This is a genomic window from Pseudomonas sp. GW823-FHT02C02 (assembly GCF_058797635.1).
The window spans coordinates 46,796-58,811 of record NZ_JBXAJV010000010.1; the positions used below are offsets into that span (position 1 = coordinate 46,796).

Here is a 12,016-nt window from a genome sequence, read left to right on the forward strand (position 1 = left end):
AGTGCGCCCTGGCTGTGTTAAAGGCCTGACGGACGCTTAGCTGCGGGTGTCCGCCGCCAGCCGTTGCGCCATGAAATGCAGCGTTGGGAACAGCATGGCCCAGAGCAGGCCGATACCCAGCAGCGTGGGCACCTGACCGTAAGGAAACTGCACGCCGGCCAGTTGTCCACCGGCGTAATACGACAACGGCCCACCCACGGCGCCCAGCAGGCTGCCGAGCCACCAAGGTTTGGCGGTCCATTGCAGGCAGTGGCGCAACGTGGTTGCCAGTAACGCCCACAACAGCATCAGCCACAGCGGGATCAAGGGCGCGACGTCGGCGAAATCGAACACACCAAGCCAGCGCAACGAACTGTCGACGGTGGTGCCCAGCAGCACAACGCTGAGAATCAGTCGGCCTTCATCCGCCCAGCGACTTATCCACAGCAGATGAATCACCAGTACCGCCAACGCCACCAGCAACCATAAACTGTCGCCGCCCATCACACAGGCAAACCAGCCGAGCTGAAACAGTGCGGCATTGGCCAAGCGCTCACGCATCGAAGCGCCCCAGCAGCGGCGCGGGCATTGCCGAGGGTTTGGCCAGCACCATTTGCGCGGTGCCGATGGTGCGCTCCAGAAATCCCCCTTCGCAGTAGCACAGATAAAATTCCCACAACCGCAGGAAATAATCGTCGTAGCCCAACTCGCTCAAGCGGCCCTGGGCTCGGCGAAAATTCTCATGCCACAGGCGCAGGGTTCGGGCGTAGTGCAGGCCGAAATCCTCCATGTGCAGCAAATTCATGTCAGTGTCGCGGCTGATGACTTCCAGCATCTTCTGCACACAGGGCAGGGCACCGCCAGGAAAAATGTAACGCTGAATGAAATCGACGCTGCCCTTGGCCTGTTCGTAGCGCTGTTCGCGGATGGTGATGGCCTGCAACAGCATCAGGCCGTTGCTTTTGAGCAACTGCGCGCATTGCTTGAAATAGACCGGCAGGAAGCGATGGCCGACGGCTTCGATCATCTCGATCGACACCAATTTGTCGTACTGCCCGGTGAGGTCGCGGTAATCCTTGAGCAGCAGCGTGACCTGGTCTTGCAGGCCGAGGGCTTCAATGCGTTGGGCAGTGAAGGCGTACTGTTCTTTTGAAAGCGTGGTGGTGGTGACCTTGCAGCCGTAATGCTGCGCCGCGTAAAGCGCCATGCTGCCCCAGCCGGTGCCGATTTCCAGCAAGTGATCACTGGGTTTGAGCGCGAGTTTCTGGCAGATCCGTTCCAGCTTGTTCAACTGCGCCTGTTCCAGGCTGTCTTCGTCCGTCAGGAACTGTGCGGCGGAGTACATCATTGTGGGGTCGAGAAACTGTTCGAACAGGTCGTTGCCCAGATCGTAGTGGGCGGCGATGTTTTTCTGCGAACCCTTGCGCGTGTTGCGATTGAGCCAGTGCAGCGCTTGAACGAAAGGGCGGCCGAGTTTCGCCAGGCCACCTTCCAGCGCATCCAGTACCTCAAGGTTACTGACGAACACGCGAACCACCGCGGTCAAGTCCGGCGAACTCCAATAACCGTGGATAAACGCTTCGCCAGCGCCGATCGAGCCGTTACCCGCCACCAGCCCCCACGCCGCCGCGTCGAGGATATGGATCTCCCCGATCAATGGGCTGCCTGCGGTCCCGAAAACTTGCCGTTCGCCGTTTTCGATGACCACCAGTTGTCCATGTTTGAGCTGCGTGAGTTGCCGCAGTACACCACGGCGCAGCAACGATCCGGTCAGGCCGTTGGTGCTGAGCAGATTGACTTTGGCCGAGGCGCTAGAGGATTTCATGACGGTGATCCTTGGGAGGAACGATGGCGGTTTGAACGCTGCCAACGGCAGCCTGATGAGCAAATATCGGTGCGCGCTTGAGCAGCAGGCGCAGGGCCTGCCAATAGAGCGCCAGGCAGGTTTTCGCCGTCATCCATGGAAAGCGCCGCAAGTAACGATGCAGGCTGGCACGGTCCAGTGCCTGGCGTTTCAAGCTGAGCGTGGCGTCGAACAACTTCAGCTCGCCCTGCCAGTCCGCCATGTGCACGCCGAGCCGTTTCGCGGCGGGGCTGAAACTCATGCGGTATTCCAGATCTGGCGGTAGAAACGGCGAAACGTGAAACGCCTTCGCCACGGCAAAATGTTGATGGAAATCGCCGAGATTCTCCGGGGCCTTGGCCGGCAATACATAGTGATAACGCTCGCGCCACGGGGTGTTGGTGACTTCGCAAAGAATCGCCGCCAGTTGCCCGTCCGCCTCATGGCAGTAGAAAAAACTCACCGGGTTGAACGACAAACCCCAACTGCGCGGCTGGGTCAGCAGGCAGATCGAACCTTGGGGCGCATGACCGATGGCCTGGCCCACGAGCTGGCGCACCGCGTCAATCAGGCGCATGCCGCTGCCGGTATAGGTTTTGAGGTAATCGCTCTCGCGAAACGAGAACGGTGCGAAGCGGCTGTTGCCCGAGAACGGCGACAGGCCGAGCACGGCCTCCTGTTCGTCGAGGTCCAGGTACAACAGACCGATCCGGTAACGGAAGGCATGAGGCTTTGGGGCGAACCGCCGATGCGCGATCCAGCCGCTGTAGAGGGCGCTGTTCACAACACTTCACCAAACGAGCGAGCAACGCGCAACGCGCTGACCACGCCGTCTTCATGGAAACCGTTGGCCCAATAGGCGCCGCAATAATAAGTGTGTTGCGCGCCGTCCAGTTCCTCCCAGCGGCTTTGCGCAGCAACGGCCGCCAGGCTGAATTGCGGATGGGCGTAAGTGAATCTGGCGAGCACTTTACTCGGGTCGATGCCAGCGCTCTGGTTGAGGCTGACGCAGAACGTGGTGTCGCTCTGGATGCCTTGCAGGATATTCATGTCGTAGGTGACGGCGGCCCGTGTATGGCCCGGGCCACCGAGGCGGTAATTCCAGCTGGCCCACGCAAGTTTTCGAGTAGGCAGCAGGCGTGTGTCGGTGTGCAGCACCACTTCGTTGTCGGCGTAGGGCAGGGCGCTGAGGATCGATTGTTCGGCATCGCTCGGCTTGGCCAGCAGTTTCAGGGCCTGATCGCTGTGGCAGGCGAACACCACTTTGTCGAATCGCTCGCTTCCGGCGGTGCTGTGGATAACGATGCCTTCCTCATCCCGCTCGACCCGGGTCACCGGGCAGCCGAGACGGATTTTCTCTTTGAAGGTCGCCGTCAATGGCTCGATGTAAGCACTCGAGCCACCTTCGATCACCCGCCATTGCGGGCGATTACTGACGGACAGCAGGCCGTGATTCTTGAAAAACCTGACGAAGGATTGCAATGGGAAACCGAGCATGTCAGCCATGGACATCGACCAGATTGCTGCGCCCATCGGCACGATGTAATGCAGGATGAAGCGTTCGCCATAGCGGCCGTTTTTCAGATAGTCGTCCAGCGTGGTGTCGGCGGCGATCCGACCCTCGGCCAGGTCACGCTGCGCCTCTTTGTTGAAGCGCTGGATGTCGCGCAACATGCCCCAGAAGCCGGGTGACAACAGATTTCGCCGTTGGGCAAACAGGCTATTGAGGTTATTGCCGTTGTATTCCAGGCCCGAGTCCGGATCCGTCACTGAAAAACTCATTTCAGTCGGTTTCGACTCCACGCCGATCTGGCCGAGCAGACGAATGAAATTCGGGTAGGTCCAGTCGTTGAACACAATGAAACCGGTGTCCACGGCATAGCGCTGGTCATCCACGGTCACGTCCACGGTGTGGGTGTGACCGCCGATCCAGTCGCTGGCTTCGAACAGGGTGATCTCATGCCTGCGATTGAGCAGGTAGGCGCTGGTGAGCCCGGAGATTCCGCTGCCAATGATCGCAATGTTCACGGCACGTCCCTGATCGGTGGGCTGCTGCGCACCATGCGTTTGCCGATGGCCAGTTTCACGCAATTGGGCATTTTCGACAGGGGCCAGAGAGCAGCCATGAACAGTCCCGGAAAAGCGATCTCCAGGGGGCGGTTCTTGAGTTTGGCGAAGATGTGCCGGGCGGCTTTCGCCACTGGCCAACTGAGCGGCATCGGGAAGTCGTTTTTCGCCGTCAGTGGGGTCTCGACAAACCCCGGGCTGACCACTGTGACTTCGATGCCTTCCGGCGCAAGATCGATGCGCAGGGATTCGAACAGATAACGCAGCCCGGCCTTCGACGCGCCATAGGCTTCGGCCCGTGGCAGCGGCAGGTAGGTCACCGAACTGGCGACGCCCACCAGATGCGGCGCGGTGCCCTTGCGCAACAAGGGCAACGCGGCCTCGATGCAATAGGCGCTCGCGAGCAGGTTGGTGCGCACCACGTGTTCGACGATCGAGGAATCGAACTGCTTGACGTCGACGTATTCGCACGTGCCGGCGTTGAGGATCACCGTGTCCAGCGAGCCCCATTCATGGGCGATCTGTTCGCCGATTTCGCGCACCGCCTGACTGCTCGTCAAATCGCCGGGCACGACCAGCACTTGCCCCGGATAACGCTGGGACAAGACTTTCAGCACCGCTGTAGAGCGCGAGCTCACGGCCAGATGAGCACCGGTTTTGAGGATTTCTTCAGCCAGCGAGGCGCCGATGCCGCTGCTGGCACCCGTCAGCCAGTATCGCCGTGGAGGTGTAAGACTCATCCCATTCTCCTTTTCAGCCAGGCAATCGCCCGACCCAATACGGGTAAATGTTCGTAAAGCAGTGCCCCGGCATCGAAGTAATCCCGGTGACGATAAACCTTGTCGCGCCAGAGCAGGTACGAGCAGCCGTCGACACGAATCAACCGGCCGCCGCTCAGGCGCGGATGGCGGTAACTCATGACCCAGCGCAGATAACCTTGGCCTTCGCCGGTCTGGTCGAAACCGTGAAAATCAAAACGCAGTTCGGTGACGTTGGCGTAGAGCTCCGTGAAGTAGCTGCGCAACTGTCCGAGCCCTTGCACTTCATGCAGCGGATCGGTGAAGTGCACGTCTTCGGTGTACAGCTCGCCGAGGCGTTGCAAACTGTTTTTATCCAGCTGCGCGAATTGCCGGGCAAACTGCCGCAGGAAATCACTCATGAGCGCCTCCGGCATCGTGTCGCGAGGGCAAGTTCTTGAACGCGGCCAAGGCTCGCTGGCGCGAAGTGCTCAGGTTGACGATCGGCGACGGATAATCCGCTACGCCGAACAGACCGCCGACGTTCGCCGGGTTGTGCACGTCTTTTTTGTTCAGCCCAGCCAGTTCCGGCAGCCAGTGCTTGATGAACACGCCTTCAGCGTCGAATTTCTCCGATTGGCTCAGCGGATTGAAAATACGGAAATAAGGGGCCGAGTCAGTGCCCGTGGACGAACTCCACTGCCAGCCACCGTTGTTCGCCGCCAGGTCGCCGTCGATCAAGTGGCGCATGAAAAAGCGTTCGCCTTCGCGCCAGTCGATCAGCAGGTTCTTGGTCAGGAACATCGCCACCACCATGCGCAAGCGGTTGTGCATCCAGCCGGTTTCGAGCAACTGGCGCATGGCCGCGTCGATGATCGGCAGGCCGGTACGGGCTTGCTGCCAGGCCAGCAGTTCTTCCGGGGCGTCGCGCCAGGCCAGGGCTTCGGTTTCCGGGCGGAAGGCACGGTGACGCGAGACCCGTGGGTAGCCCACTAGAATGTGCTTGTAGAACTCGCGCCACAGCAATTCGTTGATCCAGGTGACCGCGCCCACCTTGCCGCTTTCGAACTCGCCTTGGTTACTGTGCAGGGCGGCGTGCAAACAATGGCGCGGGGAAATCACCCCGGCAGCGAGGTAAGCCGAGAGCTGGCTGGTGCCGGGTTTGGCCGGGAAGTCGCGCTCGCTTTTGTAGTAATCGATTTGTGCGTCGGCGAAGGTGTCGAGACGGCGTTGAGCTTCGGCTTCGCCGGCGGGCCAGAGCTGGCGCAGGCTGTCACTGGGCGTTTCGAAACCTTCGACGCTCGACGGAATGTCGTCACTGCTGATGGGCAACGGATCCTGTTCGGCCGGTGCTGCCACCCGTCCCGGAAGAGAGCGGTGCAGACGTTCGTAACAGACTTTGCGGAACTGACTGAAGACCTGAAAGTAAGTACCGGTCCTGGTCAGCACGGTGCCTGGTTTGAACAGCAGTTGATCGAGGTAGCTATAGAAGTCGATGCCATGGGCCTTGAGCGTTTCGGCGACTGCCGTATCGCGACGGCTTTCATGAACCCCGTATTCCTCGTTGACGTGCACCGCCTCCGCGTTTAATTGCTGACACAGCTTGAACAAAACCTGCGGCGCTTCATCCCAGCGAGGGGCGTGGCGAATCAAAAGGGGAATGTTCAGTTCGCCCAGCGCGTCGCTCAGTTCACCCAGATTGCGCAGCCAGAAATCCACTTTGCACGGCGCGTCATCGTGTTCCAGCCATTGCGCCGGGCTCAACAGGTACACGGCCACCGTCGGGCCGCGAGCGGCAGCAGCCGACAGGGCGGTGTTGTCGTGCAGGCGCAAGTCGCTACGCAACCAGATCAAATGCATGGAAGTGTCCATTAAATAAGCCCACGCTTAACCAGTTCCTGGTGAGCCGATAGCGGGTCTTCGGCCAGGAACAAATCAACACTCTCGGACGTTTTTGCGGACAGCTCGGCGTGGTGGATGCATACCGTTGGTCCGGCAATCATTTTTGGGCAACTGACGCCATTCAAAAGTTTCGGCAGCTGCGAAATGTTCATGGCTTTGCTGGAATACAGCAGTACGCCGCGGGCTTGCAGGTGATCGACCGCCAGCGCGAGTTCGCCCGGCGGCAGCGGCCAGTCGAAGACCTCCACCGGGCAATCGGCGCTGCTGATCAGCCACGCGGTCAGCCACAGGCAAGGTTCCAGTGGCTGGTCCGAGTGATTGATCAATAGCAACGGCGCGGTACGTAACTGACGGTTGTTATGGTAGATGCGTGCGCCGAATTTGCTACGCAGCCAGGAAAAGAAAAACACCCGCTCCATCTGCGCGCCGAACTGGCCCTGCCAGCGTTGCTCCAGCTCCGCCAGCAACGGCATCAGCAGTTGTTCGCACAAGGTACGAGGCGGATACAGCGCCATGGCTTGATTGACGGTGTCATCCAGCGTGCGTTCATTGAGCTGGGTCACCGCTTGCAGCAATGTCTGGCCCAGCACTTGCCAATCGTTTTCGACGGTTTCGGTAAAGGCCTGTGGCGTGTCGAGCAGCTGCTTGACCTGACTGACGGCCACGCCGCGATTGAGCCAGGTAAGGATGGTCAAAATCCGCTGCACGTGTTCGGCAGAAAACAGGCGATGCCCCTTGGGCGTGCGCTGGGGCACGATCAGCCCGTAGCGTCGCTCCCAGGCACGCAGGGTCACGGCGTTCACGCCAGTCTGGCGCGCCACTTCGCGAATCGGCAACCAGCCTTCGTCCAGGGCTTTCTTGAAGTCGGCGCCAAGGTCTTCGCTGGCGCTGGTGTCGATTAGGCTTTTCATTAGATGGCGTTTCGCAGGCTGAGGTTTTCCGGGTGCGGCTGAAGGTAAACCTGCTGCGCGATATACGGATCCGGGTGTTGACGGAAATAGTGTTTGAGCAGCGTCAGCGGCACCACCAAAGGCACGATGCCGTGCCGGTACTGGCCGATGACGTGCTGCATTTCCTGCTTGTCTTCAGGGCTGATGAATTGCTTGAGATAACCGCTGATGTGCTGCAGGACGTTGGTGTGGGTACGCCGCGTCGCGCATTTTTTCAATGCCGCCATCAGTTCGCTGAAATAGCGCGGGCCGAGTTCCGCAGGATCGGTCTGGCCCATGTTGCCCAGCAGGTTGCCCAGGGTTTTGTATTGCACCGGGTTATGGGCCATCAGCAAGTATTTGTAGCGCGAGTGAAATTCTATGAGGCCGCGTCGTGTCACTCCTTCTCGCAATAGCTGCTGCCAGGCGCTGTAGGCGAACACGCGGGTCAGGAAGTTTTCGCGCAATACCGGGTCGTTGAGGCGGCCATCTTCTTCCACCGGTAAGTCGGGGTGCAGGGCGCAGAACGCCTGGGCGTAGATACCACGTCCACCTCCGTCCACCGGCGACCCGTTGGTCTGGTAGACCTTGACCCGCTCGAGGCCGCAGGAAGGGGATTTCTGCATAAAGATGTAGCCGCAGATATCGTCCAGCTCCGCAGCCATTTTCTGACCGTAGTCGGCGAGCGGCCGGGTGACGTTAGTCTCAGGGTTGACGGTGCCAACGGCTTCGGGATGTTCGGGGTCGCCGATCAGGCGGATCGGTTCGCGAGGGATACCCAGGCCAATGGCGACTTCCGGGCACACCGGTACGAATTCGAAATAGTCGGTGAGGGTTCGGCTGCACAGGCGCGATTCCTTGTGCCCACCGTTGAAACGCACCTCCGCTCCCATCAAGCAGGCGCTGATGGCGATTTTCGGTAGAGTCGCTGGCTGTACATGCATCGGAACACCTCGAATCCAGACCTGTACAGAGCGGTAACTCTGTACAACTTTGTCTTCATCATAGATTCAAAGGTGTACAAGTCAAATTATTTGTATAGGTTTTCGGGAGGGGAGTGCATTCCCTTGTGGGAGAGGGCTTGCTCGCGATAGCGGTGGATCAGGCGACACATGGGTAGCTGACACACCGCATCCGCGGGCAGGATCTATTTCCAGCCGAGTATCCAGTCGTCGCTGGCTTTCAGCGATTGCCATGGGAGACGCTCACTGCGTTGGGTCAGCACCGCCTGCAATTCGACGTCCAGCACCGTGCCTTCCTCATCGCGGAACAGTTCGGTCACCAGAAAATGTTTCTCGCGGTTTCGCGGGTGGGCTGCTGTCCATTTCGACAGCAGCAATTTACTCGGATTGATTCTATTCACTGCAAGTGCTCGTGTAACCGTCGTGCAGCTTCCTGGCCGCTGAGCCAGGCGCCTTCGACACGCCCGGACAGGCACCAGTCGCCGCATACATACAGTCCCAGGTCGGCATCGGCCAAGGCACCCCATTCGTGACTGCTGGCGGGACGCGCGTAAAGCCAGCGGTGCGCGAGGCTAAAGGTCGGGGCGGGCATGGCGCTGTGCAACAGCTCGGCAAATGCACCGTGCAGTTGCTCGATCACCGCCTCCTTGGGCAGGTCGATATGTTGCCGGCTCCAGGCGCTCGTCGCGTGCAGCACCCAAGTGTCGAGGGTGTTGTCGCGCCCGGGTTTGCTGCGGTTGCGCGCCAGCCAGTCGAGCGGGCTGTCCTGCACGAAGCAACCTTCCATGGGGGTATCCAGCGGCGTATCGAACGCCAGCGCCACCGCCCACGTTGGCTCCATTTTTACCCCGGCGGCGGCCCCGGCGAGTTTCGGCGCGGAGGCCAGCAGTGCCGTGGCTTGAGGCGCCGGCGTGGCGATCACCACATGACTGAATGGACCATGGGTGAAGCCTTCGGCGTCTTGCAGGTGCCAGTGTTCTTCACCGCGATAGACCTCGGTGATCCGGCAGGCGAAATGCACTTCCAGGTCGCCGAGCAGGCCGCGGGTGATGGCGCTCATGCGCGGTGTTCCGACCCAGCGTGTCTGTTCGTCCGGCGACAGGTTGAGCTGCCCGCCGTGGAAGGTGTAGAGCTGCGGCGTCCACTCGGCGACCCAGCCGTTGGATTGCCAACGCTGGACCTCGGTGACGAAGCGCCGGTCGCGGGCAGTGAAATACTGTGCGCCCATGTCCAAGGCACCCGCATCACTGCGCTTGCTCGACATGCGTCCGCCACTGCCGCGGCTTTTATCGAAAAGTTGAACACTGTGCCCGACTTCTGTCAGGGCCTGAGCGGCTGAGAGCCCGGCGATGCCGGTGCCGATGATTGCGATAGGTACAGTCATAGGGGCCTCGTTTACCTTTCTGTACAGACTACGCCGTGGTTTAAACCTGTACAATATTGTTTTTTGGTATAACTTTTAGCGTTCTCGATCTGACAGCTTGGCCTATTGTTAAACACAGACACTGCCCGATACCAAAGATCCCTGCTTATAAAAATAGACTAGTGATCAGGGTAAAACGCCACGCGAGGAAGAAGTCATGCACATATTGCTGACCGGCGGTACTGGTTTGATAGGACGTCAACTCTGCCGACACTGGTTGAGTCAGGGACATCGCCTGACAGTCTTGAGCCGCACGCCGGAAAAAGTCGCGAAAATCTGCGGTGCCCAGGTTCGCGGCGTCGCGTTGTTCGAAGACCTCGGGCAAGAATCGGTGGACGCAATTATCAATTTGGCGGGCGCGCCCATTGCCGATCGGCCATGGACGTCCAGGCGCAAAGCCTTGCTCTGGGCGAGTCGCATCACCCTGACCGAAACCTTGCTGGCCTGGCTCGAGACCCGCGCGCAGAAACCGCAGGTGTTGATCTCGGGTTCTGCCATCGGCTGGTACGGCGACAGTGGCGAGCGCGAACTGACCGAAGCGTCTCCGCCGTCCATCGATGATTTCGCCAGTCAGTTGTGCATTGCCTGGGAAGAAACCGCCCAGCGCGCCGAGGCCATGGGTATTCGGGTGATCCTGATTCGAACCGGTTTGGTGCTGTCTGCCGAGGGCGGCTTTTTGTCGCGGCTGTTGCTGCCGTTCAAACTGGGGCTGGGCGGGCCTTTGGGCAGTGGTCGGCAGTGGATGCCCTGGATTCATATCAACGATCAAATCGCCCTGATTGATTTTCTTCTACATCGCAATGACGCCAGCGGTCCATATAATGCCTGCGCGCCAAAACCGGTGCGCAACCGCGAGTTCGCCAAAACATTGGGCGCCGTGCTGCACCGACCGGCGTTCATGCCGATGCCGGCCCTGGCCTTGAAAGTTTGCCTGGGTGAGTTGTCACTGCTGTTGCTGGGCGGCCAGAAGGCCGTACCGGCGCGCTTGCTGGAAGCGGGTTTCACGTTCCAGTTCACCGATTTGCGCGCGGCCCTGGACGACCTGTCCAGCCGCCTTTGAAATAGGACGTTGCATGACCGATCACGCATTGCTTCTGGTTAACCTGGGTTCACCTGCCTCTACATCGGTGGCGGATGTGCGCAGTTACCTCAATCAATTTCTGATGGACCCCTACGTGATCGACCTGCCATGGCCGGTGCGACGCTTGCTGGTGTCGCTGATCCTGATCAAGCGTCCGGAGCAGTCCGCCCACGCCTACGCGTCGATCTGGTGGGAGGAGGGCTCGCCGCTGGTGGTGCTCAGCCGTCGCCTGCGCGAGGCCATGGTTGCGCAATGGCACCATGGGCCGGTTGAGCTGGCGATGCGCTACGGCGAGCCGTCGATTGAGACGAAACTGGTTGAGCTGGCTGCTCAGGGCCACAAAAAAATCACCCTCGCACCGCTTTATCCACAATTCGCCGACAGCACCGTGACCACGGTGATTGAAGAAGCCAAGCGGGTGGTGCGTGAGAAGCGGCTCGATGTGCAGTTTTCGATTCTCCAGCCGTTCTACGATCAGCCGGAATACCTCGACGCATTGGTCGCCAGCGCGAAACCTTATTTGCAGCAGGATTACGATCACCTGTTGCTGAGCTTCCATGGTTTGCCGGAGCGGCACCTGAAGAAGATCGACCCTACCGGTCACCATTGCTTCCAAAGCGATAATTGCTGCCAGAACGCTTCGCCAGAAGTATTGGCGACCTGCTACCGCGCCCAATGCCTGCGCACGGCGTCGGAGTTTGCCAAGCGCATGGGGCTGGCGGATGGCAAGTGGTCGGTGTCGTTCCAGTCGCGTTTGGGCCGGGCGAAATGGATCGAACCCTACACCGAAGCGCGCCTCGATGAGCTGGCGGGAATGGGCGTGAAGAAGGTGCTAGTGATGTGCCCGGCGTTCGTTGCTGATTGCATCGAGACGCTTGAGGAAATCGGTGATCGCGGGAAGGAATTGTTCCGCGAGGCAGGGGGCGAGGATTTGGTGCTGGTGCCTTGCCTCAACGATGATCCGCAGTGGGCGCGGGCGTTGAGTGCCTTGTGTGAAAGGGCGCCGTTGGCGCTTTAAAAGCTTCGCGGGCAAGCCTCGCTCCTACAGAATTGCGTCGTTGTGTCGAGCGACACACAACTTGTAGGAGCGAGG

At 59.9% G+C, this 12,016-nt stretch carries 13 protein-coding genes; 2 read left to right on the forward strand and 11 right to left on the reverse strand.

All coding sequences use genetic code 11. The features are described 5' to 3' along the window. Nucleotides 1-36: 36 nt before the first annotated feature. The 11 genes from AC1ROI_RS18665 to AC1ROI_RS18715 all read right to left on the reverse strand — a co-directional run bounded on the left by AC1ROI_RS18665 (nucleotide 37) and on the right by AC1ROI_RS18715 (nucleotide 9,803). A complete protein-coding gene (locus AC1ROI_RS18665) occupies nucleotides 37-540 on the reverse strand; it encodes a DUF2878 domain-containing protein (RefSeq protein ID WP_010458261.1) in 504 nt (167 codons plus the stop codon). After that, the gene (locus tag AC1ROI_RS18670) at nucleotides 533-1,804 is read right to left on the reverse strand and encodes an SAM-dependent methyltransferase (RefSeq protein ID WP_077749013.1); all 1,272 of its coding nucleotides are present in this window, start codon (nucleotides 1,802-1,804) and stop codon (nucleotides 533-535) included. Before AC1ROI_RS18670 ends, AC1ROI_RS18665 begins: the two co-directional genes overlap by 8 nt. Beyond that, nucleotides 1,791-2,606: a DUF1365 domain-containing protein gene (locus AC1ROI_RS18675; protein ID WP_102594935.1), complete on the reverse strand. Its 816-nt coding sequence runs from the start codon at nucleotides 2,604-2,606 to the stop codon at nucleotides 1,791-1,793. The genes AC1ROI_RS18670 and AC1ROI_RS18675 overlap by 14 nt, the downstream gene beginning before the upstream one ends. Then, nucleotides 2,603-3,850, reverse strand: coding sequence for an NAD(P)/FAD-dependent oxidoreductase (locus tag AC1ROI_RS18680; RefSeq protein WP_102594934.1), 1,248 nt, complete (start codon nucleotides 3,848-3,850; stop codon nucleotides 2,603-2,605). Before AC1ROI_RS18680 ends, AC1ROI_RS18675 begins: the two co-directional genes overlap by 4 nt. Further along, nucleotides 3,847-4,629, reverse strand: a complete 783-nt coding sequence (locus AC1ROI_RS18685; RefSeq protein ID WP_010458254.1) for an SDR family NAD(P)-dependent oxidoreductase — start codon at nucleotides 4,627-4,629, stop codon at nucleotides 3,847-3,849. Before AC1ROI_RS18685 ends, AC1ROI_RS18680 begins: the two co-directional genes overlap by 4 nt. Continuing rightward, nucleotides 4,626-5,048 carry a nuclear transport factor 2 family protein gene (locus tag AC1ROI_RS18690; protein WP_010458253.1) on the reverse strand — a complete coding sequence of 141 codons (423 nt, stop codon included), beginning with the start codon at nucleotides 5,046-5,048 and terminating at the stop codon, nucleotides 4,626-4,628. Before AC1ROI_RS18690 ends, AC1ROI_RS18685 begins: the two co-directional genes overlap by 4 nt. Beyond that, the gene (gene phrB / locus AC1ROI_RS18695; RefSeq protein WP_102594946.1) at nucleotides 5,041-6,486 is read right to left on the reverse strand and encodes a deoxyribodipyrimidine photo-lyase; all 1,446 of its coding nucleotides are present in this window, start codon (nucleotides 6,484-6,486) and stop codon (nucleotides 5,041-5,043) included. Before phrB ends, AC1ROI_RS18690 begins: the two co-directional genes overlap by 8 nt. Before the next feature lie 11 nt (nucleotides 6,487-6,497). Further along, a complete protein-coding gene (locus tag AC1ROI_RS18700) occupies nucleotides 6,498-7,439 on the reverse strand; it encodes a MerR family transcriptional regulator (protein WP_102594933.1) in 942 nt (313 codons plus the stop codon). Next, nucleotides 7,439-8,401, reverse strand: coding sequence for a YbgA family protein (locus AC1ROI_RS18705; RefSeq protein ID WP_102594932.1), 963 nt, complete (start codon nucleotides 8,399-8,401; stop codon nucleotides 7,439-7,441). The genes AC1ROI_RS18700 and AC1ROI_RS18705 overlap by 1 nt, the downstream gene beginning before the upstream one ends. A 203-nt stretch (nucleotides 8,402-8,604) precedes the next feature. Then, on the reverse strand, nucleotides 8,605-8,820 hold the full coding sequence (locus AC1ROI_RS18710) for a TIGR02450 family Trp-rich protein (protein ID WP_010458245.1): 216 nt from the start codon (nucleotides 8,818-8,820) through the stop codon (nucleotides 8,605-8,607). Then, nucleotides 8,817-9,803: an NAD(P)/FAD-dependent oxidoreductase gene (locus AC1ROI_RS18715; protein WP_010458243.1), complete on the reverse strand. Its 987-nt coding sequence runs from the start codon at nucleotides 9,801-9,803 to the stop codon at nucleotides 8,817-8,819. Before AC1ROI_RS18715 ends, AC1ROI_RS18710 begins: the two co-directional genes overlap by 4 nt. A gap of 196 nt (nucleotides 9,804-9,999) precedes the next feature. Between AC1ROI_RS18715 and AC1ROI_RS18720 the strand changes: the two genes are divergently transcribed. Further along, on the forward strand, nucleotides 10,000-10,902 hold the full coding sequence (locus AC1ROI_RS18720; protein WP_102599435.1) for a TIGR01777 family oxidoreductase: 903 nt from the start codon (nucleotides 10,000-10,002) through the stop codon (nucleotides 10,900-10,902). 13 nt (nucleotides 10,903-10,915) lie between these two features. Continuing rightward, nucleotides 10,916-11,941 carry a ferrochelatase gene (gene hemH / locus AC1ROI_RS18725; protein WP_010458238.1) on the forward strand — a complete coding sequence of 342 codons (1,026 nt, stop codon included), beginning with the start codon at nucleotides 10,916-10,918 and terminating at the stop codon, nucleotides 11,939-11,941. Nucleotides 11,942-12,016: the final 75 nt, after the last annotated feature.